This window comes from Bacteroides sp. BFG-606, assembly GCF_024788145.1.
In the GTDB taxonomy this organism is placed as follows: Bacteria; Bacteroidota; Bacteroidia; order Bacteroidales; family Bacteroidaceae; genus Bacteroides; species Bacteroides vicugnae.
This window is the reverse complement of sequence record NZ_JANUIL010000001.1, coordinates 1,718,008-1,739,326: the sequence shown is the minus strand read 5'-3', so window position 1 is coordinate 1,739,326 and position 21,319 is coordinate 1,718,008. Positions and strand designations below refer to the sequence as shown.

At 42.4% G+C, this 21,319-nt stretch carries 18 protein-coding genes, 1 tRNA gene and 2 pseudogenes; 17 read left to right on the top strand and 4 right to left on the bottom strand.

Going from position 1 to position 21,319, the window contains the following annotated elements:
* Nucleotides 1–24 precede the first annotated feature (24 nt).
* The 6 genes and pseudogenes from NXV01_RS06220 to NXV01_RS06195 all read left to right on the top strand — a co-directional run.
* The gene (locus NXV01_RS06220) at nt 25–762 is read left to right on the top strand and encodes a cell division protein FtsQ/DivIB (protein WP_004298212.1); all 738 of its coding nucleotides are present in this window, start codon (nt 25–27) and stop codon (nt 760–762) included.
* Nucleotides 763–854: 92 nt separating this feature from the next.
* Nucleotides 855–2,300 (top strand): cell division protein FtsA, encoded by a 1,446-nt coding sequence (gene ftsA / locus NXV01_RS06215; protein ID WP_074558442.1) that lies wholly within the window; start codon nt 855–857, stop codon nt 2,298–2,300.
* Between the two features lie 57 nt (nt 2,301–2,357).
* Nucleotides 2,358–3,668, top strand: a complete 1,311-nt coding sequence (gene ftsZ, locus NXV01_RS06210; protein WP_004307359.1) for a cell division protein FtsZ — start codon at nt 2,358–2,360, stop codon at nt 3,666–3,668.
* 85 nt (nt 3,669–3,753) lie between these two features.
* Entirely contained in the window at nt 3,754–4,203 is a 450-nt protein-coding gene (locus NXV01_RS06205; protein ID WP_195648904.1) for a GatB/YqeY domain-containing protein, read from the top strand.
* 500 nt (nt 4,204–4,703) lie between these two features.
* A pseudogene (locus tag NXV01_RS06200) lies at nt 4,704–5,066 on the top strand (hypothetical protein); the annotation flags it as partial.
* Nucleotides 5,066–5,680: pseudogene (locus NXV01_RS06195) on the top strand (DUF5036 family protein); the annotation flags it as partial. The pseudogenes NXV01_RS06200 and NXV01_RS06195, both read left to right, overlap by 1 nt.
* Before the next feature lie 360 nt (nt 5,681–6,040).
* Here NXV01_RS06195 and NXV01_RS06190 read toward each other — a convergent pair.
* The 3 genes from NXV01_RS06190 to recO all read right to left on the bottom strand — a co-directional run bounded on the left by NXV01_RS06190 (nt 6,041) and on the right by recO (nt 9,157).
* Nucleotides 6,041–7,267 (bottom strand): acyloxyacyl hydrolase, encoded by a 1,227-nt coding sequence (locus NXV01_RS06190; RefSeq protein WP_259021961.1) that lies wholly within the window; start codon nt 7,265–7,267, stop codon nt 6,041–6,043.
* A gap of 22 nt (nt 7,268–7,289) precedes the next feature.
* On the bottom strand, nt 7,290–8,243 hold the full coding sequence (locus NXV01_RS06185) for a hypothetical protein (protein WP_148364155.1): 954 nt from the start codon (nt 8,241–8,243) through the stop codon (nt 7,290–7,292).
* Nucleotides 8,244–8,428: 185 nt separating this feature from the next.
* Nucleotides 8,429–9,157: a DNA repair protein RecO gene (gene recO / locus NXV01_RS06180; RefSeq protein WP_004298226.1), complete on the bottom strand. Its 729-nt coding sequence runs from the start codon at nt 9,155–9,157 to the stop codon at nt 8,429–8,431.
* Between the two features lie 140 nt (nt 9,158–9,297).
* Between recO and NXV01_RS06175 the strand changes: the two genes are divergently transcribed.
* From NXV01_RS06175 to gyrB, 11 genes are all read left to right on the top strand, one after another.
* Complete coding sequence (locus NXV01_RS06175) at nt 9,298–10,257, top strand: tyrosine-type DNA invertase cluster 3b (RefSeq protein WP_195648911.1); 960 nt, start codon at nt 9,298–9,300, stop codon at nt 10,255–10,257.
* A gap of 349 nt (nt 10,258–10,606) precedes the next feature.
* Nucleotides 10,607–11,278 (top strand): DUF3575 domain-containing protein, encoded by a 672-nt coding sequence (locus NXV01_RS06170; RefSeq protein WP_148364157.1) that lies wholly within the window; start codon nt 10,607–10,609, stop codon nt 11,276–11,278.
* Between the two features lie 25 nt (nt 11,279–11,303).
* Complete coding sequence (locus NXV01_RS06165; protein ID WP_120080760.1) at nt 11,304–12,335, top strand: DUF3868 domain-containing protein; 1,032 nt, start codon at nt 11,304–11,306, stop codon at nt 12,333–12,335.
* A gap of 12 nt (nt 12,336–12,347) precedes the next feature.
* Nucleotides 12,348–12,917: a DUF3575 domain-containing protein gene (locus NXV01_RS06160; RefSeq protein WP_259021959.1), complete on the top strand. Its 570-nt coding sequence runs from the start codon at nt 12,348–12,350 to the stop codon at nt 12,915–12,917.
* A gap of 11 nt (nt 12,918–12,928) precedes the next feature.
* A complete protein-coding gene (locus NXV01_RS06155) occupies nt 12,929–13,120 on the top strand; it encodes a hypothetical protein (RefSeq protein ID WP_165863283.1) in 192 nt (63 codons plus the stop codon).
* Between the two features lie 48 nt (nt 13,121–13,168).
* Nucleotides 13,169–14,584: a hypothetical protein gene (locus NXV01_RS06150; RefSeq protein WP_259021957.1), complete on the top strand. Its 1,416-nt coding sequence runs from the start codon at nt 13,169–13,171 to the stop codon at nt 14,582–14,584.
* 24 nt (nt 14,585–14,608) lie between these two features.
* A complete protein-coding gene (locus NXV01_RS06145; protein ID WP_120080752.1) occupies nt 14,609–16,102 on the top strand; it encodes an Mfa1 family fimbria major subunit in 1,494 nt (497 codons plus the stop codon).
* A 31-nt stretch (nt 16,103–16,133) separates the two neighbouring features.
* The gene (locus tag NXV01_RS06140; protein WP_148364160.1) at nt 16,134–17,108 is read left to right on the top strand and encodes a FimB/Mfa2 family fimbrial subunit; all 975 of its coding nucleotides are present in this window, start codon (nt 16,134–16,136) and stop codon (nt 17,106–17,108) included.
* Between the two features lie 527 nt (nt 17,109–17,635).
* Nucleotides 17,636–17,707, top strand: a tRNA-Glu gene (locus NXV01_RS06135).
* A gap of 42 nt (nt 17,708–17,749) precedes the next feature.
* A complete protein-coding gene (gene rpsT, locus NXV01_RS06130) occupies nt 17,750–18,004 on the top strand; it encodes a 30S ribosomal protein S20 (RefSeq protein WP_004298235.1) in 255 nt (84 codons plus the stop codon).
* 198 nt (nt 18,005–18,202) lie between these two features.
* Nucleotides 18,203–20,161 (top strand): DNA topoisomerase (ATP-hydrolyzing) subunit B, encoded by a 1,959-nt coding sequence (gene gyrB, locus NXV01_RS06125; RefSeq protein WP_074558273.1) that lies wholly within the window; start codon nt 18,203–18,205, stop codon nt 20,159–20,161.
* A gap of 417 nt (nt 20,162–20,578) precedes the next feature.
* Here gyrB and NXV01_RS06120 read toward each other — a convergent pair whose 3' ends face one another.
* Nucleotides 20,579–21,160: a DUF3109 family protein gene (locus tag NXV01_RS06120; protein WP_008649198.1), complete on the bottom strand. Its 582-nt coding sequence runs from the start codon at nt 21,158–21,160 to the stop codon at nt 20,579–20,581.
* Nucleotides 21,161–21,319 lie beyond the last annotated feature (159 nt).

The window sequence follows — 21,319 nt, the reverse complement described above, 5'->3', positions numbered from 1 at the left end:
ATTTTTAATCTTTAATTTTTGATTATGATTAAAAGAATCCTTCTATCCATCGTCATGCTGGTGCTCATAGCCTACCTTGCCGTAGCTATCACCGCTTTCAACCGCAAGCCTGCCGACCAGACCTGCCGTGACATGGAATTGGTTATCAAGGATACCGCATACGCCGGCTTCATCACCAAAGAAGAGCTGAAAGGTATCCTTCAGCAGAAAGGGATCTATCCCATCGGGAAGAAGATGGAACGCATCTCCACCAAGTCACTGGAACGGGAACTAAGCAAACATCCGTTGATTGACGAAGCCGAATGCTACAAAACACCCAGTGGCAAAGTGTGCGTGGAAGTGACACAGCGTATTCCTATCCTTCGCGTCATGAGTGCCAACGGCCAAAACTACTACCTTGACAACAAAGGAACTATCATGCCACCGGAAGCAAAATGTGTCGCTCATCGGGTAATTGTCACCGGAAACGTAGAAAAGTCGTTTGCAATGAAGGATTTATATAAGTTTGGTGTATTTTTGCATAATAATAAATTCTGGGACGCCCAGATAGAGCAGATCCATGTGTTGCCCGACCAGAATATCGAATTGGTGCCGCGTGTGGGAGATCATCTGGTCTATCTTGGAAAACTGGAGAATTTTGAAGATAAACTGGCACGTTTGAAGGAGTTCTACAAAAAAGGACTCAACCGGGTAGGCTGGAACAAATATTCACGTATCAACCTCGAATTCAGCAACCAGATTATCTGCACAAAACGAGAGTAGATGATAAATGATAGGTGATAGATGATAGGTGATGAGTGAATAGTCTTTTTTCAATCGTAAATTGTAAATCGTAAAATCGTAAATAAATATATATGGCAACAACAGAATTTATCGCCGCTATTGAACTTGGTTCATCGAAGATAACCGGTGTGGCCGGAAGAAAGAACAGTGACGGAAGCATGCAGGTATTAGCGTATGCCCAGGAAGACTCTTCTACGTTCATTCGTAAAGGAGTAATCTTTAATCTGGACAAGACAGCGCAAAGCCTGACTTCAATCATCAACAGACTGGAAGGTGAGTTGAAAAACTCAATAGCCAAGGTATATGTAGGCATCGGCGGACAATCACTCCGCACCGTCCGCAATGTAGTAAGCCGCGACCTGGAGGAAGAAGCTATCATATCCGAAGAGCTTGTAAGCGCTATCGGTGATGAGAACATTGCCATCCCGGTGGTCGATATGGATATATTGGACGTAGCTCCACAAGAATATAAGGTGGGCAATAACCTGCAAGCCAATCCGGTAGGTCTGGTAGGAAGCCACATCGAAGGACGTTTCCTCAATATCGTTGCCCGTGCTTCCGTACGTAAGAACCTGGAGCACTGTTTCCAACAGGCTAAAATTGATATTGCCGACCAACTGATCGCTCCGTTAGTAACCGCAAATGCCGTACTGACAGAAAGCGAACGCCGTTCGGGTTGTGCACTGATCGACTTCGGAGCAGACACAACTACCATCTCTGTATATAAGAATAACATTCTCCGCTTCCTGACAGTATTGCCTTTGGGAGGCAACAGCATCACGCGTGACATCACCACCCTGCAAATGGAGGAAGAAGAAGCCGAACGCCTGAAAAAAGCCTACGGTGACGCCCTCTATGAAGAGGACCCCGAACAGGAAGAAGCAACCTGCAAACTGGATGATGACAACCGTATCATCAAAGTGGCGGATCTTAACAATATCATCGAAGCCCGTGTCGAGGAAATCGTTGCCAACGTATGGAACCAGATACAACTATCGAGCTACGAGGACAAACTGCTGGCAGGAATCATCCTGACAGGAGGAGCCGCCAACCTGAAGAATCTGGACGAAACCTTGCGCAAACGCAGCAAGATAGAAAAGATACGGATGGCGAAACTCCCACGCAATACGGTTCATGCGCCCAGCAACATACTGAAGAAAGACGGTTCGCAGAACACTTTGTTCGGACTCCTGTTTGAAGGTAACCAGAACTGCTGCCTGACCGAAACTGCTCCACAAGCTCCTGCACCATCAGTCTCCAAACCGGAGCCGGAAGTGCATACAGTAGATATGTTTGAGGACGATCAGGAACTGAAAGAACAGGCCCGCATCGCCCGTCTCAAGAAAGAGGAAGAAGAGCGGGAAGCCAAGTTAGCCGCCAAAGAAGCGGAAAAACTTCGCAAGCAAAAGGAAAAGGAAGAGAAAGAAAGACGGAAAAGAGAAGCGGGTCCGAGCTGGATTCAACGCAAGATCGATTCGTTGACGAAAGAAATCTTCTCCGACGACGATATGAAGTAACCTTCAGCAGCTTGTTAATCAATATTCATAATTCGTAATTCATAATTCAATCAAGATATGGACGAGATAGTACAATTCGATTTCCCGACAGATTCACCGAAGATCATCAAAGTGATTGGTGTAGGTGGTGGTGGTGGTAACGCTGTAAACCACATGTACCGGGAAGGCATCCATGATGTAACGTTCGTTCTTTGTAACACGGACAACCAGGCACTAGCCGAATCACCTGTCCCGGTGAAACTGCAACTGGGCCGTAGCATCACGCAAGGGCTTGGAGCCGGCAACCGTCCCGAACGGGCACGCGACGCCGCCGAAGAAAGTATAGAAGATATCAGAAACCAGCTGAACGACGGCACCAAAATGGTATTCATCACCGCCGGAATGGGAGGAGGAACCGGAACGGGAGCTGCCCCGGTCATCGCCCGCATTGCGAAGGAAATGGATATTCTGACTGTCGGTATCGTCACCATTCCCTTTATCTTCGAAGGAGAAAAGAAAATTATCCAGGCATTGGACGGTGTTGAACGTATCGCCCAGCACGTTGACGCCCTACTGGTTATCAACAACGAACGCCTGCGTGAAATATACGCCGACCTTACCTTTATGAACGCCTTCGGCAAAGCCGATGATACTCTTTCCATTGCTGCCAAGAGCATTGCCGAGATTATCACCATGCGGGGTACGGTCAACCTTGACTTCGCTGATGTGAAAACCATCCTGAAAGATGGTGGAGTAGCAATCATGAGTACCGGATTCGGTGAAGGAGAAAATCGTGTGACGAAAGCAATCGACGATGCCCTACATTCTCCGTTGCTCAACAACAATGATATCTTCAATGCCAAGAAAGTAATGTTGAACGTATCTTTCTGCCCGTCGTCCGAACTGATGATGGAGGAAATGAACGAGATACACGAGTTCATGAGCAAATTCCGCGAAGGGGTGGAAGTGATTTGGGGTGTTGCCATCGACAACTCACTGGAAACAAGAGTAAAAATCACCGTATTGGCAACAGGATTCGGTGTGGAAGACGTTCCCGGAATGGACAGCCTGCACGCTGCACGCAGCCAGGAAGAGGAAGAACGCCAACTGCAACTGGAAGAGGAAAAAGAAAAGAACAAGGAACGTATCCGCAAGGCATACGGTGAAAGTGCCAGCAACATCGGAAGCAAGAGCCTCCGCAAACGCCGCCACATCTATCTTTTCAACACGGAAGATCTGGACAACGACGACATCATCGCCATGGTAGAAGATTCTCCCACCTATATGCGTGATAAGACTACTCTTACCAAAATCCGGACGAAAGCCGCTCTGGAAGAGGAAGTAGCCACGGAAGAAGCTACAGATGACAACGGTGTGATTACGTTCTAAACAAAGAACTAAGAACGAAAATTATAAACTCGCAAAATCAGGCTTCAGATCTAATTTTTAATCTTTAATTTTTAATTACAATAGTATGGATTTATTCGATCAAGTCAGCGAAGACATTAAAACCGCAATGAAGGCGAAAGACAAAGTAGCCCTTGAAACTTTGAGAAATATAAAGAAGTTCTTCCTCGAAGCTAAAACAGCCCCGGGAGCTAACGATATATTGACAGATGATGCTGCTCTGAAGATTATCCAGAAACTGGTGAAACAAGGAAAAGATGCTGCTGAAATCTATATCGGACAAGGTCGTCAGGATTTGGCTGACGTAGAATTAGGCCAGGTAGCCGTTATGGAGAAATACCTGCCGAAACAAATGACCGCTGAAGAACTGGAAGCTGCCTTAAAGGAAATTATTGCTGAAACAGGTGCAACAAGCGGTAAAGATATGGGTAAAGTAATGGGAGTTGCCTCCAAGAAGTTAGCAGGTCTTGCAGAAGGACGTGCCATTTCTGCAAAAGTGAAAGAGCTTTTGGGATAACTTCCGGAACTTTCACGATACCGTTGCAGATGTGTGCAAGATGTTTTATCTTACACACATCTGCAACTTTCTTTAAATACGGCATTCACCACCTTCACCACTCTGAAACATCGATGAATAAAGGGATTCCGGGTGAAGGTCTACCTTTCACATAAGTTTCACCCGATTCACCGCATTTTTTGCAAGATTGAAATAAACTGCCTTATGTTTTTCTCATAGTCAGATACCATCCCTTTCCTCTTCTTGGTTCAAGATAAGCATTCGTTCTGATTGTCCCATATATTGTGGGAAAGTATTCCTATATATTTAGGGAATTTGTTCCCACAAAATAAGGGAATACTTTCCCAATTGACTGGGAATCTTTTCCCACAACATATGGGACAAAGGAAATATATAATGAAAGCCAAGCGGAGGATAAGTTTAATCCATTTCCGTACTGAAAGAATAGATAAGGTTGATAATATAGCATCAAAACTGAATGCTCATTCCATATTAAAATTATGTTCAAATTAATATCTACATTGATAACAATTGGCTTTGTTTTATTCACACTAATCAGTTGTCATAATAAAACAAATAATTCAAGAAACACTATAAATCTTGAATATGAAAATAATGCCGACTCTCTAAATTCATATAAAATGGATATATCACATTTCATTCATTCCATCGAGCCAGGAGAAACGATTGTAGAAGAAAAACAAATGCAAGGGAAAGAATTGATCACAAGAAAAAATGAGAATATAAAAGTCTACTTTTTATTACAAGACCCTTGTTCAAAAGACGGATTCTTGAATACTGAAATTACAAATGATACAAATGATACCATTTTTTATATGAACGATCTCTTTTCATACTATAAGATATGCTTAATGAGCACAATGGAAAAACTTATTTAGGCGAATCAGGAACTTATATCAATGAAGCTAATAACTTCGTCACATCTTCTAATTTCATTTCTGACGTAGGAAATGGCGCAGGAGTTGGAGCAAATATTCTACCCTCGCTAACCAACCTCACACACGAAGTAGCGGTTACGCCGGGTCATATTTATCAGATTTTTGATAAAAATACACTTATAGATTTTCCGTCAGGTAATCGTGCTATTCAAGTAGAAGCAAGTTATTACCAAGCCTATGTTGTATCTAAAATATTAAATAGCGACATGACTATCGGTGCAATTGTAAAATACATACCAGTTGTCCCTGACAATAATGAACTGCCTGCATATAAGTATAATATTGGAAGCCTTCACTACATAGGTGAAACGGTTGAATTAGCATTACCCCCAAATATTGAGTTTTTCTTGAAAGAACATAGTGCAGGAAAAAAAGGATTAAATGTAACATCTGCCAATAACAAATTAAGAATAACCCTAACTAAAGCACCTGACATAGTCAACGGACCTTATGGAACATTCGACCTTTATATCCGTTCAAATAATGTCTTTACAGTCGTAGAAGTGAATGTGAAATAAGAGCTTTATTATCCAGTAGAACTAAGGGAAAAGGAGAGGAATAAACATCTCTTTAATTATTGGTATCTTCATACAGTTGTTCTGAAGAGCAGTCGTACGAACCTGAAAAGATTACCTCTTTAACCCTAATGTATGACGATAAAACAGAGAAATTCGGTTTTAAATTTGCTACAAAAATGTCATACGGATATATTCTACAGAGTGATAAAACATCAGAATATCAGCAACGATATCCTGACGCCGGTATCACAGAAGTAAAAGTGAATCATGTTTGGAAGGACAATGGAATAATCCAATTAGGAGGACTTACATTTTAATTAAATTGAAAAAGGAGGTTATTAACAAACGAAGATTGCCCTTTCATCGTTTGTCATGGAATCTATATCCAAGTCCCAGCATCAGATTGCTGGGGTCTTTAAACTTGCTCAACTGATATCCCACGTGCAAAAACAAATGCCGGGTGACATAAGTTTTGAGAGCCAGAATCTGGTAGAACCCTTTTGTATCATCCCCACTGTATATCAGGTTCCGACCGACGCCGACATTGATAGAGAAAACAGGCATCACCAGTTCTGCCCGAAGAGATAACCCCATGGCAAATTGCTTACGGAAAGGAGGACGATGAAACTTCAAATCACCCGAGTAGAACTCGCCCACTCTATACTCCTTAAGATTGGCACTCTCATCATATTGCGCATCTGCAGAAAGCCCTGCCCGAAAATAGTTATTGAAATTATACATCGGAGCGAAATTGATGCCCGCCACGCCGAACGAACCGGGAATCAGACTCGACACATCGTCTCCAATCAGTCCTCTTTTGCGGGTGGCTCCGTAAATCACCAAGTCATAGCTGACGTGAGGCTTTATAAAGAGCCGTCCGGGAGTGATGGAACCGGGCGCCTCATCCGCGCCCAAAGTACGTACGATGCCGACTCTTCCTCCAATAACATTAAGACCGCCATTAGGATAATGCGTGTTTCCATTGGAGAAATGGGTGAGATCTACGCCTGCCGCCAGTTTCCAATACCTGTGAACTTGCCAGTTCAGCAAAAAGCCGAGATTGATGTATGCATTGATCTTGGAGCCAACCAACACGTTTTGCGGATTGGATAGTTCGCCATATTTCTTCCAGCCAAAAGAAGCTCCGAAGTTCCATTCGTAATCGAGCGATAGGCGGGGCAACAGTTGCGCGATACGTGACCCTTGAAAAGCGTATACCGACACCGGATTTCCCAATTCAACGGGACTAAAGAAGGTATGGTAGGAAACGCCAATACCCTGATAGGTATGAGGAAAGAGCCTGCCTAGATTGGATTCTTTGCCGAATCTGAAAGCGTACTTGAAATGGAAAGAAAGCGATTGGTCGATTTTCTTTTGTTGCGCATTGTCTCCTTGCAGAAAACTATGGGTGGAGACGATATAGCCCGGACGGATGTCAAAGCCGAGCTGATGGCGGATCAAGGGATGGCTGACGCTGTCGTTCCGTTGTCCGATGATTGTCTGGGCTTCCAGATTTACGTTGATTGCCGGATGTACCAGGAGGCAAAGGAGGCACAGCAACCGTATGGTGTTTCTATTTCTAATCATTAATATGCTAGTTATTGAAAGGTTAGTTGTTGAGAGGAACATCCCTGTGTGTTATGTGATATTTTACAGGCATTTCGCTATGTAACGTACCGCTTACGATTCGTTGTTTCTTGGTTTTGGGATGAGAAACATAGAGGGTATATCGCGTTTCCAACCAATCATACACCATCCATAAGGTATAGGTTCGAGCAGTTCGGGGAGGGACTATGTCTTCTTCCTGTTCCGTACTGGGGCAAGACAACATTTGTTGTGCAGAAATGAACGACACCCGTTTACCGTTCATCCCTAAATATCCGTCTTTCATGCTTGGTATTTCCACCGTCAGACCGGCTTTGCCCAGTAGCTGAAAAGCTTCGGGCACATCGCTTTTGAATCTCATAAAATGGTAAAAAGACTCGAAAGGAAAAAACGTGTATGTAGACGAAACATCTGTAAAGTTATGAAAGGAGACGCCTTCTTTTCTCTCTGTCTTGTTTTCCGGATCGTAAGAATATGCATCCAAAGAATAAATAATACTGTCCATTACATATCTGTCTGCCGGAGAGATCTCGACATGTATCTCCTGCCACTCATACTCGTTGCTTGCCGTGAGTTGAAATTGAAAAGGAGCGGAAAGGGCATTCTCGCCCACCGTTATCTTCACTTCTTCGGGATGAACACGCTCGATAGTGAAATCAATCATCTCCCCGACACACACAATCTTGCCTAATCCGTTCAGCAATGGACCTTGATCATCTGTTACCTGGCGATTGTCCGCATCATATACTTTATATTGAAAGGGAAAACCGGAAGCTGTATACATTGTTAACCAATCCCAATTGGCAGCTGCAAATTGAATAGTGGCAACATCCCCGTTCCCGTCCAACATCAGTTCGGAATCGGAAGGACGGAAGTCGTCGACAAATACGTCTCCGTTACAACCATAAAACTCCCCCAGGATAAGAAGACAGATTGTCAGGTATAAGAATCTTTTCATATTGTTTTCTCTCTTGTTCATGCTCTTTTATTCTCTACGGACAAAAGTAACATATATTTTCAGGAACAGCATACAAACCCGCATTAAGAAGTGTTATTATCACCTGATTAATTACCATATACAGTGGCGGACGCTAAAACGGAGCTAAAACAATATATAGCAAGCAGATGGAGAGAAGTTACTAATTAATCAAACAGTTCTTTCAATACCTCCAGTGATTTCAATGCCGGAAAGTCCGGCAGATGCAAACGATAATAATCATTCATGATCGTCAGGCAGCGAGTACGCTCCGCACGGCTCATACCGAAAAGATGCATGGTCTCATAGTTCATGCGCATCAACTGACGGAGACGGGCGGCCTCTTCAGGATTGATATAAGAAGAATGTAGCTGGGGACGAATGGAAGTGAAACAGGCATTCAATAAATCGAAGTAATCGCCGGTATGATAATCTTCCAGATTCGGGTAAAGCCCCAGAAAACGCGAAAGACGCATCAGGAAAACCAGATGGAAATTGGCAAATCCCTCTCCACACTCGTCCAGCCAAATGATAGAATGTTGCAGATAGGCGAATAACGGACGGTTCTCCGCCTCCTCCCGGATAGCCCTGTAAAGAAACTCCGACAGGAAAAGTGCCATCGAAGACTTATACGGATCATAAGGTATGGAAGAAAATGGATAAAAGGATTTCGCTTCCTTCACACGATAGAGTGTTGCATTGGGCCGATAGTCGGCCTCGAACTCGATAAAAGACAACGGTTGGAAAAGTACGGATTTTACAGCCGCCTTCCGTGAACGGGGTACTGTTACAAGGAAAGAAGCCCTGCCGGACAACTCTGTATACATATCTACAATGATAGAAGTATCATTGTATTTTAATGTATGAAGAACTATTCCTTTCGTTTTTTGCAACATAACCAAATAACCTCGTTTCCAATCCGAAGCAAAACTACAAAAAATAGATAGTAATCAGAGAGTTTTTAAAGGCATTAACAACAAAAAAGATAACTACTTTTGTTATAGTCCCTGAATAACAAGTAAAGATAAACAAGCTTATGAAACGAAAAAGTAATAAAAACGGATTTACCGGATGCGCCAAAGCATACATCCGGAATTTACAGGAAGAAGGTCGTTATTCGACAGCACATGTGTATAAGAATGCAATTCTTTCATTCACGAGGTTCTGCGGTACTCCCGGCATAGCTTTCGGACAGGTCACCCGCGATAGTTTGAGACGATACGGACAGCATCTCCACGAACATGGGTTGAAACCAAACACTGTTTCGACCTATATGCGTATGTTGCGCAGCATCTATAACCGTGGTGTGGAGGCAGGTATAGCCCGCTTCATCCCCCGGTTGTTTCGCGACGTATACACTGGCGTAGATGTACGGCAGAAAAGGGCACTCCCTGTCAGCGAACTGCATACACTTCTCTACAAAGCTCCTCAATCCCAACACTTAAGTCGTACGCAAGCTATCGCACGGTTGATGTTCCAATTCTGCGGTATGCCGTTCTCTGATTTCGCACATTTAGAAAAATCGGCATTGGAACACGGAATCCTTAGATACAATCGCATAAAAACAGGCACACCAATAAGCCTTGAAATCCTGGACACCTCCAAGAAAGAGATAAACAGACTGCGTAACAACAATCCGCCGAGAGAAGATTGCCCAGACTACCTATTTAATATAATGAAAGGAGATAAGAGACGAAAAGAAGAAAGCATATATAAGGAATATCAGTCAGCCCTCCGCCGATTCAACAATCAATTGAAAAGCCTGTCAAAAGAGCTAAACCTAAAATCACCTGTCAGTTCATATACTATCCGGCATTCTTGGGCAACAAATGCCAAATACCAGGGAATCCCTATTGAAATGATCAGTGAATCATTAGGACATAAATCAATAAAAACCACACAAACTTATCTGAAAGGTTTTGGTTTGAAGAAAAGAACAGAAGCCAACCAATTGAATTGTTTTTACGTAGAATCTTACAGCACAAGTCATCAATAAAATATAAGCAGCTATCTATCAGCAATCTACCTTATCCATTACTTCTTAGGTAACGGACATAAATACTGCACAAAGATATATAAAAAGAGTATTACATTCCAAATTAATTATAGATTATTTTATTCAACTTCTTCCGAAGAATAAAATAAGATATGAGAACACGAATCACTTTTAGTTCATGTTCCAACTATCTATTGCCAATCATCGGACCGTTTTTTCTGTCCGAAAGCTTCCAGAGACGTATATCAATAAAAGACCACTGTCTTTTTTACTTTTCCCCCATGTGCTCCTGTCATTAAACAGGAGTTCCGTTACCTAAGAAGTAACAGATACACATAAACAAATAATTATGACACACAAACCCGATATCAGTAAAAATGAAAGGCCTGCTGCCAGCAACAGGTGGAGATATGCGGCAAACATTAAACATGGGCTAGCCATCATTGCCTTTGTTACATGTATTCTGCCTGCTTCAAACCTTTGCGGACAAAATATAGCCATTAAAAGCAATCTGCTTTACGATCTAACCACTACTCTCAACATGGGAGGAGAAGTGCGATGTGACGATACACATACCATCAGCCTTTCTCTCAATTACAATCCCTGGGACTTCGGAGGGAACAAAAAGATGAAACATTTCCTGTTACAGCCGGAATACCGTAAATGGTTTAATGAAGCATTCACAGGAAATTTTATCGGCTTTCAGCTACACTATGCTTTGTTCAATTTTGGAGGAATGCTCCCTTGGGGATTCAGCGATGGGAAAATGCTGGGTATTGAGAACAGGCAGATTGCTCATAACAGATATCAAGGCAATCTGGCGGGTTTCGGCATTTCCTACGGTTATCAATGGATGATCAGCCCTCAATGGAACCTGGAAGCAGGAATCTCACTCGGATATGCACACCTTAATTATAAACGCTACGGACAGTCTGAAGGTGCAGCCCTATTGGAAAAATCAAGCTGCAACTACTGGGGACCTACACAAGCAGGGATATCAATCATATATTTCATCCGATAAATCAACCTAATAATAACCACATAAAATGAAAACGAAAGCATTCATATTTTTCAGCTTATTGATATGCAATCTACTCCCGGCACAAAACATTAAACTGGATATTACTCCACACTTTCTCGGAGTGCGGGCAGATTCATTACTACTCTCCATGGATGTATCGGTAGAAATAGAAAATATGGAGTCTAAAAATGCCGTCAGACTAACGCCCGTCTTAACCGGACAGGAAAAGAAAATCTTACTACCCTCCATCCTATTGAACGGCAAACAAAAACAGAAATTATATCTGCGCAACCAGATATTACGAAAAAAAAGCGGGCATAAAGAAGAGGATGCAACCTACCTCGTTGCCGGTATCGGCGAAAGTCATTCCCGCACCATCGCTTACCGGACTTCGTTGCCCGCAGAAGATTGGATGAACCACGCAACTCTCCTCCTTCGGAGAACAATCATCCGTCCTGAAAGCGAACAAGCGTTGAAAGACACTTTACTCATTACATCTCAACCTGCTGCACTCCCATCCCTCCAAAAGAATCCGGACGAGGCTACGTCAACAGCAGAAAACACGTCTCAGGCCGATACGACAACCACAAAAATGAAATATAAAGGTTCGTATGTTTCTCCGGCTACGGATGATGTAGATATACGAAATCAGAAAGAGTTGAATTTTAATCTTGAAGAGGCTAAGATTATGGCTGACGTCAATCCACAAATGTTGTCGCTCCGCGAACTCTATACCGTAGCTCTGTCATATGCAGATAACAAAGCCAAGTTTTACCAAATTATTAACATCAGTGTCAAACTGTATCCTGTACACCCCATCGCCAACCTGAACGCTGCCGCTGCCGCCATCGAACAAGGAAATACTCAATCAATAAGCAAGTTTTTATCGATGGCTCCTCATGACAACCTTGCTTACAAGAATTGCCGGGGTGTATATGAGCTAATGACTGGAAACACATACGAAGGCATTCGTATGTTAAAGGCCGCTAAGACAGAAGGGTCAGAAGAGGCTTCTTACAATCTGAATGTATTTTTTGAAAATAATAAACGTCCTTAACGAGCAGATACAATGAAATATTTCTTATTCTTATTCCTGTTCTTATCAGTTGGTTGGCTCCACTGTCACTCACAGAAAGTAGCAGTCAGGGTGAATGCGCTTCGTGCAATAGAGGGGGCTCTCGAGGTCGGAGTCTCATATGCCATCGGAAATAAAAGCACAGTTGAACTGACCGGCAGTCTGCGACCATGGAAACGGGAAGAGAAATATGTGAACCGCTATTGGCTGATACAACCAGAATATAAATACTGGACTTGCCAGAAGTTTAACGGCTTTTTCTGGGGTACTTACCTCAATGGGGCACAATTCAATATCGGAGGGAAAAAACTGCCTTTCGGTATATTCGCCGGGTTGAAAAAGTACAGATATGAAGGATGGCTGGCAGGCGGAGGTATCAGTGCCGGATATCACTGGATGCTGAATGATCATTGGAATATAGAAACAAGTCTGGGAGTAGGATACGATTTTATCCGCTACAAGCAATACAACTGCGTCAAGAAATGCGCCGGATTACGGGACAAAGGTGATTATCATTACATAGGGCCTAGTAAGGCTTCAATAAGTTTAGTTTATCTATTTTAAAATAAAACAGGATGAAAAGTTTATGGAAAGTCTGGTTCTCCAGAAAAAGAAGTATCTACATACGAATAGCACGTCAATGCCGTTCTACCCCATGGAGAGTATATTATCTAGGACATGGAGGCATCAGCAGATCAATAAAGGACATGAAGATATTGAAAGCATTGCAGCAGCAAGGAATCATTTCACGAATTTATCCATGGTGAGTTATGATTGCTTTTGTTACGGATAAGGAGTCATTTAGTTGTAAAATTATGAAAACAGGAGGAACTTTTATCATTGCAGCCATCTTATCTCTTTCTCTTCAGGCACAGACACCTGTAGCAGGAGATGATGGCACTGTTCGAGCCACTTCCTCCAGCCTGCACAAGGCCGGGAAAGAATTACTGGTTTCTATTGGAATAGAAGTCACTCGTGACTTCCTGCCCAATGAATCAATGACATTGATACCTGTTGTCAGTGACAGTCTGGAACACCGGTTGGAATTACCACCGATCTATATCAACAGCCGAAAACAACACATCATATTTTTGCGCGAAGCCGGCAAGAAGGAAAGAGAAGCCGAAGCATTGCAAAGAAAAAACGGAAGTCGGCAGACAATGCATTATCTGCAATCTGTACCTTTCGAAAGTTGGATGAATCATGCCACTCTCTCACTCGTTGAGAAAAGCTGTGGCTGTGGGATTCCGGGTGAAGAAAATTTCACTTGTATCGCCCGTTTACACCCACAGCCAACCCCTATTCCACAACTCGTATTCCTGACTCCCCAAGTGGAAACCTCGAAAATCAGAGAAGAAAAAGGGTGTGCGTTTATTGATTTTCCTGTCAATGTGACTGCTATATACGAAACATACAGCAACAATACAGTAGAACTGAATAAAATTATTGAAACAATCAACACCATTAAAAATGACACCAACGTTACCATCACACACATCAGCATTCACGGCTACGCTTCACCCGACGGACCTTACCGACTCAATGAGAAGTTGGCCCGTGAACGTACTCAATCTGTGAAAGAGTATGTAAATCAGCTATATGCATTCGACGGAGCGCATATCCGGACAGACTATACTCCCGAAGATTGGGAAGGATTTGAAGCTCTTCTCTGTGATACGACTTTTCAAGAGAAAGAAGCGATAATAAAAACCATAACAAGCGACATTCACCCCGACAGCAAGGAGAGAAAGTTAAAAAAACACTTCCCTGCATTCTACGCTTTTGTCCTGAAGCATTGGTTTACTCTACTTAGACATTCCGACTACACTATTGAATATCGTGTACGCCCGTTTACTCTTGCAGAATCCCGGAAAGTCTTTACTACAAACCCTAAAAATTTGAGTCTTGAAGAAATGTTTCGTCTCGCACTTGCCAGTACACCTGGAAGCGAAACTTATAATCAGATTTTCATGACTGCCGTACAACTATTTCCCGATAATCCCACAGCCAACTTGAATGCCGCCTGTATAGCCTTGATGCAAAGAGACGTCCAAACAGCTGCCACTTATCTGGAAAAAGCTCCGGAAGTACCGGAAACAATATTAGCAAAAGGAGTTCTATGCTTTCTTAAAAATAACTATGAGGAAGCAGAGTACTTATTCAGACAAGCTCAAAAAGCAGGACTATCACAAGCGGATAATAATCTGCAATTAGTCCTTGAATTAAAATAAATACTCATTAAAATCAAATGTAAAATGAAAAGATTCAGTAAATTAATGTCACTGCTTTTATTCGCGGCAGTCACACAGTACAGTTGCATCAATGATGCAGATGTGGTCATCGCCGATGACACTCATTCAGAGTCAAATGGTAATCTCGCCTTGTTCTTCGAGATTCCAAACGTTGCTACCAGCCGAAGTGCCGAATCGTCCGGCGTTACCACCGAAGGTTCGAAAGAAGAATATGCGGTAAAGAGTCTCACAGTTTATCTATTTGACTCGACCACAAAAACGCTCAAAGATCAGCAGGAACTGAAGAACATCAACCGGACAGTTACGAGCGGTCAAAACATACAGTACACCGCTGACAAAATCACTGTAAATCCGGGAACTTATAACATCTTTGCCATAGCTAACGGAAAAGCAATCACTGGAAATATCAGCACACAAGAGGCTTTTCTGAATGCAGTTGATGCCGTTACTTACAGTGCAGGAAAAATTCCAAGCGTACCCGAAAACGGTTTCGTTATGACCAATCGTGGAGCTGCCAATCTGAACGTTGAAGTGAAGAAACCTACAGATTCCGATAAAGTGACCAGTGTATCTATTGGTCTCGAACGCGTGGTTGCCAAAGTCGAACTGACTCAAACACAGGAAACTTTCCCGCTAACAGACCCAGCCGGAAAGACCTACTGTACAATCAAACTGAACAATTTCAGAATGTTGAACCTGGCAACCCAGTTCTATACTTTCCGCCATACAGCGGTACTGAACAGTTTCCAGGAACCAGATTCATATACTGATGAAAACTTCGGTGATATCAACGACAACAATGGTTATGTTATCGATCCTTATTTCTTCAAGAAAACAGTGGAGAATGCCGGGGACTTTACAAACGCCGATGGTTTCTTTGCACAAGCTCTAGTACAGTTGGATATCAACGACGGCAACTGGGCAGGTATGGCGCAAGCTAACAGTTGGTCACATATCTACTGCCTGGAAAACTGTATGTTCCTTGACGCCCAACTGAACGCATACAGCACGGGAGTTATGTTCAAAGCCAACATGGATATTGCCCCCGACCGCGTTTTCAATGAAAATGGCGATGTAGTTAGCAATCAGTCCAACTGGCCGACTAATATGTTCTACTTCAATTACAACTTTTATACCAGCGTAGATGCAATCCGTAAACTAGTCCTTAATAATTTGCCCAATGATGTCACTGACAACTCGACAACAGAAGAACTAGCCCGATATAGTATCAAACGTTTCAAGAAAACGGAAAACTACTCTTGTTATTACAATTACTGGATCAAACACCTTGATAATAATTCTCCGGAAATGGGTGTTATGGAATTCGGTATCGTACGCAACAATATATACAGATTGTCAGTCAACAAAATTGCAGGACTCGGTAGCGGCGAACCTTTCATCGACCCGGATCAGCCGGATGAATATAAAGCCGAACTAGACATCAATTTCAATGTTTTTCCGTGGGCCGTACGTAATCAAGATGTAGAACTTGAATAAGTATTGGCCACCCGAACTAAATTTATTATAAATGCGTCCATTTTTACTCTATATTATCAGTGCCATCGCCTTGTTCTCATCCTGTGACTGGGTGAACGACGACTTGTCAGACTGCCCTTCCGGGACTTGGCTGAAAATCTCGTATACCTATAATATACTAGATGTGGACGCTGCCTCCACACAAGTAAGCGATATTACCATCCTTGCTTTCGACAAGGATGATAAATATGTGGATCGAGTGGACGTAGACAGCATTACATTACATCAAGGCTACTGTATGGTAAAAGTACCATTTCCCGAAGGAACTTATCGTCTGCTTATATGGGGAGGGACATCCAACCATATGTACCAGCTCCCTAATCTCAAAGCCGGACAAACGGAACGAAGGTCCCTGAATATATCACTGGCATGCGACAATAAGAATCAGTCGGACAGGAAACTGAATGCACTCTTTTACAGTAGCCTTGAAAATATTACTATTAGTCAAAAATATCAGGTTATTACCGCCAATTTAGTGAAAGATACTAATTATTTCTCATGCATTCTTCAAGATGAAGCAAATGCTCCTCTACGCCAAGAGGACTTTTCCTTTACGCTAGAATCTGGCAACGGAATAATAGACTACACAAACACACCGGTCGGTACAACTCCAGTCTACTATCTTCCATATCAGAAGGAAGTGGCTGTAATGTCCGAGCAAACTCCGGTCATTCATGCGAGATTAAATACATTACGTATCATGAAAGGGGATCAGACAACCTTATCGATCAAACATATACCAAGCGGCCAGAACATTCTTCGTCTCCCACTCACCCAATATCTGTTGTTATCCAAAATCTACAATGATATAGGTGAAATGAGTGACCAGGAGTATCTCGACCGTCAGGACTCATATACGCTTTTGTTCTTTATCCAGTCATCGGATACCGGGATTCCGAAGATATGCCCAAGAATGCAAGTTAACGGATGGATTATACGCCTGAACAACTCCGAACTGGAGTCTTAAAAACGTATGGCGAAATAGTATGTGAACAATATTTAGGTGAGATGTATTTACAAAGGCTACTGCGAAGTACCCTAGCGGGCTCTTTTGCCCTCTGCTCATGTAATGTTTCCCACTACATGTAGCATCTTAATAAAACGATTTTTCAAAGAAAATATCGTTTTATTAAAATTGTTTGTTTTGTTTGTGTTTCGTGCATTCTGTCCAAGCGAGGAGAGAATGCACTTTTTTTGTTACAAGAGAAATCACAAATAAGTAGCCTTTTTAGTTCATTATAATATAATAAGGTATATGAAAGAGGACACCTTCCAGTTTTTTTACCGGAAAGAAGTTTTTTTATAAAAAGTAAAGCATTCTATTTCATTGAATATCAAGATAAAAGAATGGTCAATTTGAAAAAAAACGCATATTCCACGAAAATTTTCCTATGAATCATTTGTCAGTTTCAAAAAAGTTCCTACCTTTGCATCCGCAATCGAGAAACAAATACAGATTCGAGAAAGCAAAACGCAGAAATGCAACAATAGGATGGCCCGTTCGTCTATCGGTTAGGACGCAAGATTTTCATTCTTGAAAGGGGGGTTCGATTCCCCCACGGGCTACAAGTTAAAAGAATAAAGAACTAAAAAAATAGATTAGTCGAGATGGCAAATCATAAATCATCACTGAAAAGAATCAGACAAGAAGAGACTAGAAGACTTCACAACAGATATTATGGCAAGACCATGAGAAATGCTGTTAGAAAGCTTCGTGCAACTACTGATAAAGCAGAAGCAGTTGCAATGTACCCAGGCATTACAAAGATGTTGGATAAGTTGGCTAAGGTGAATATTATTCACAAGAACAAAGCTAGCAATCTGAAATCTAAGTTAGCTCTTTACATCAACAAGCTCGCTTAATAGAAAGAATTTTATAATTCTACATAGCATCCAGGCTGAACTTTTAAGTTCGGCCTTTCTTGTTTATAACCCATTGAATATCAAACTTATCAAGATAGCGGAGAATCCACTCACATTCTTTATTTTTCACTGATTATTCTTCGTCAAGTCGACAATTTTCACTATATTTGCTCTGTTATTAAAGTTAGAAAGGCAATTATGAGCGAAGAACAAATCACTCCCAATAACGGGTCTTATTCTGCGGATAGTATCCAGGTATTGGAAGGTCTTGAAGCAGTAAGAAAACGCCCTGCGATGTACATTGGTGACATCAGCGTCAAGGGACTTCACCATTTGGTATACGAAATCGTTGACAACTCTATCGACGAAGCATTGGCCGGATATTGCGACCATATCGAAGTAATAATCAACGAAGACAATTCAATCACAGTACAGGACAACGGACGCGGTATTCCGGTGGACTATCACGAGAAAGAAAAGAAGTCGGCACTGGAAGTTGCCATGACTGTACTGCACGCCGGAGGTAAATTCGACAAAGGATCTTACAAGGTATCCGGAGGTTTGCACGGTGTAGGTATGTCTTGCGTAAATGCGCTGTCTACCCACATGACTACGCAAGTATTCCGTAATGGCAAAATCTACCAGCAGGAGTACGAGATCGGTAAACCGCTTTACTCTGTAAAAGAAGTCGGTACAGCCGACATCACGGGAACCCGCCAACAATTCTGGCCGGACAATACCATCTTTACAGAAACGGTATACGATTACAAGATTCTGGCTTCACGCCTGCGTGAATTAGCTTATCTGAACGCTGGTCTCCGTATTTCCCTGACCGACCGTCGAGTTGTGAACGAAGACGGAAGCTTCAAGGGTGAGCAGTTCTATTCAGAAGAAGGCTTGAGAGAGTTTGTACGTTTTATCGAGTCTTCACGCGAGCACTTGATTAACGACGTTATCTATCTGAACTCGGAAAAACAGGGAATCCCTATTGAAGTGGCTATCATGTACAATACCGGATTCTCCGAAAACGTTCACTCATACGTTAACAATATCAACACCATTGAAGGTGGTACACACCTGGCAGGTTTCCGCCGTGCGCTGACCCGTACGTTGAAGAAATATGCCGAAGACAGCAAGATGCTGGAAAAAGTGAAGGTTGAAATCTCGGGAGATGACTTCCGCGAGGGTTTGACTGCCGTTATCTCCGTAAAAGTGCAAGAGCCACAGTTTGAAGGACAGACTAAAACGAAGTTGGGTAACAACGAAGTGATGGGCGCTGTCGACCAGGCAGTGGGGGAAGTATTGGCATATTATCTGGAAGAGCATCCGAAGGAAGCAAAAACGATTGTAGACAAGGTGATTCTCGCCGCTACCGCACGTCATGCAGCAAGAAAAGCCCGTGAAATGGTACAACGCAAGTCCCCAATGTCAGGAGGCGGTCTACCAGGTAAATTGGCTGACTGTTCGGATAAGGATGCAACGAAATGTGAATTATTCCTCGTCGAGGGAGATTCGGCAGGTGGTACTGCCAAGCAGGGACGTAACCGTATGTTCCAAGCTATCCTCCCATTGCGCGGTAAGATTCTGAACGTAGAGAAAGCCATGTATCACAAGGCTTTGGAAAGTGATGAAATCCGTAACATCTACACAGCCCTCGGTGTTACTATCGGAACTGACGAGGACAGCAAAGAAGCGAATATCCAAAAGCTGCGCTATCACAAGATCATCATCATGACCGATGCCGACGTCGATGGTTCTCACATCGACACACTGATCATGACGTTCTTCTTCCGCTATATGCCACAGATTATTCAGAATGGCTATTTGTACATCGCTACTCCCCCGCTCTACCTCTGCAAAAAAGGTAAAGTAGAAGAGTATTGCTGGACAGATGCACAACGCCAGAAGTTTATCGATACTTACGGTGGCGGTTCGGAAAGTGCTGTTCATACACAGCGCTACAAAGGTTTGGGTGAAATGAACGCACAGCAATTGTGGGAAACAACTATGGACCCCGAAAACCGTATGTTGAAACAAGTAAATATTGACAACGCTGCAGAAGCCGATTATATCTTCTCTATGTTAATGGGTGAAGATGTAGGACCACGCCGCGAGTTTATTGAAGAAAATGCAACGTATGCAAATATCGACACATAATTTAAATAATTACGTTTTATAAACCAACCTCACATCTTACAACGAGGAAACGCCGATGGCGAAGGAACATCCTTCGATCGGCGTTTTTCTTTTGCCCAAAGGGTCTTTATGTTCGAATAGTTCAACTGCCTATCTCTTAATAAAAGCTAACAGCAGAAACGTTTTCCATACAAAATCACTATCTTGCATAAAAAGCAAAGAAAACATAACTATGAAAATGAAAACTACTGCTCCTAATCCATTATTTGCAAAGATCAGGTTGTTTCTTATTGTATTGACTTCCTGTGTGATCGCCACTTGTATCTTCTTGATTATTATTCATCCGGAAGTATGGATGATACCGGCATGCGGAATAATAATCGCATTGTGTATTTTACTATATCAAGTATATTGCATACGCAAGAACCGGAAGAGAATTTAAATATATTGTTGCTTTTTCAGTTCTTCGGCAACAGTAACCAGTTCTTTGTACCATTCTTCACCGAACTTACGGATTAAAGGCTCTTTCAGAAACTGATATACGGGAAGATTCTCTTTTTTTCCCAGCAAAACCGCTGCTTTGCATATGTCCCAACGATTATAATTCACCGCTTTATAAGGTCCGTAATCTCCAATCCGGATAGGGTAAAGATGGCAGGACACCGGTTTATAGAAAGCAGTCTTTCCCGCTCGATAGGCCTTTTCGATTGCGCAATAACAACAACCGTTCTCATCATAACAAGTAAACACACAGTCCTTATTATTGACAATAGAAGTCACCAAATCACCTTCCTGATCCGTATATACCACTCCTTGCTTTTCAATCACCGCACGTGCCTCCGGAGCCAGTTCGTCCCAGATAACCGGCAAAACTTCTTCCAACTCCATCACCTCATCCAGCTCTACCGGAGCACCGGCATCACCTTCAATGCAACAAGCACCCTTACAGGCACCCAGATCGCAAAGAAACTTCTCCTGAAATACATCAAGAGATACTACTACATCACCTATTTGTATCATCTTAAATTGAGAATTAAAAATTGAGAAATAAATGTTTTGATAAAACAAACTCTTTTTCAGATCCTACTAAAAACTTGTATGCGTTTACTATACGAATAGCAAACGCATACGATTTAACATGAATAGCATTATTCTTAGCTATCATTTTTTAATTTTTAA

What these genes read in the sequence shown, in the direction of transcription:
- ftsA (WP_074558442.1), top strand. Translation starts at nt 855, where the DNA reads ATGGCAACAACAGAATTTATCGCCGCTATTGAACTTGGTTCATCGAAG.
- NXV01_RS06165 (WP_120080760.1), top strand. Translation starts at nt 11,304, where the DNA reads ATGAAAACGAAAGCATTCATATTTTTCAGCTTATTGATATGCAATCTA.
- NXV01_RS06140 (WP_148364160.1), top strand. Translation starts at nt 16,134, where the DNA reads ATGCGTCCATTTTTACTCTATATTATCAGTGCCATCGCCTTGTTCTCA.
- NXV01_RS06150 (WP_259021957.1), top strand. Translation starts at nt 13,169, where the DNA reads ATGAAAACAGGAGGAACTTTTATCATTGCAGCCATCTTATCTCTTTCT.
- NXV01_RS06175 (WP_195648911.1), top strand. Translation starts at nt 9,298, where the DNA reads ATGAAACGAAAAAGTAATAAAAACGGATTTACCGGATGCGCCAAAGCA.
- NXV01_RS06160 (WP_259021959.1), top strand. Translation starts at nt 12,348, where the DNA reads ATGAAATATTTCTTATTCTTATTCCTGTTCTTATCAGTTGGTTGGCTC.
- ftsZ (WP_004307359.1), top strand. Translation starts at nt 2,358, where the DNA reads ATGGACGAGATAGTACAATTCGATTTCCCGACAGATTCACCGAAGATC.
- NXV01_RS06155 (WP_165863283.1), top strand. Translation starts at nt 12,929, where the DNA reads ATGAAAAGTTTATGGAAAGTCTGGTTCTCCAGAAAAAGAAGTATCTAC.
- NXV01_RS06185 (WP_148364155.1), bottom strand. Translation starts at nt 8,243, where the DNA reads ATGAAAAGATTCTTATACCTGACAATCTGTCTTCTTATCCTGGGGGAG.
- NXV01_RS06120 (WP_008649198.1), bottom strand. Translation starts at nt 21,160, where the DNA reads ATGATACAAATAGGTGATGTAGTAGTATCTCTTGATGTATTTCAGGAG.
- NXV01_RS06205 (WP_195648904.1), top strand. Translation starts at nt 3,754, where the DNA reads ATGGATTTATTCGATCAAGTCAGCGAAGACATTAAAACCGCAATGAAG.
- gyrB (WP_074558273.1), top strand. Translation starts at nt 18,203, where the DNA reads ATGAGCGAAGAACAAATCACTCCCAATAACGGGTCTTATTCTGCGGAT.
- NXV01_RS06170 (WP_148364157.1), top strand. Translation starts at nt 10,607, where the DNA reads ATGACACACAAACCCGATATCAGTAAAAATGAAAGGCCTGCTGCCAGC.
- recO (WP_004298226.1), bottom strand. Translation starts at nt 9,157, where the DNA reads ATGTTGCAAAAAACGAAAGGAATAGTTCTTCATACATTAAAATACAAT.
- NXV01_RS06220 (WP_004298212.1), top strand. Translation starts at nt 25, where the DNA reads ATGATTAAAAGAATCCTTCTATCCATCGTCATGCTGGTGCTCATAGCC.
- rpsT (WP_004298235.1), top strand. Translation starts at nt 17,750, where the DNA reads ATGGCAAATCATAAATCATCACTGAAAAGAATCAGACAAGAAGAGACT.
- NXV01_RS06145 (WP_120080752.1), top strand. Translation starts at nt 14,609, where the DNA reads ATGAAAAGATTCAGTAAATTAATGTCACTGCTTTTATTCGCGGCAGTC.
- NXV01_RS06190 (WP_259021961.1), bottom strand. Translation starts at nt 7,267, where the DNA reads ATGATTAGAAATAGAAACACCATACGGTTGCTGTGCCTCCTTTGCCTC.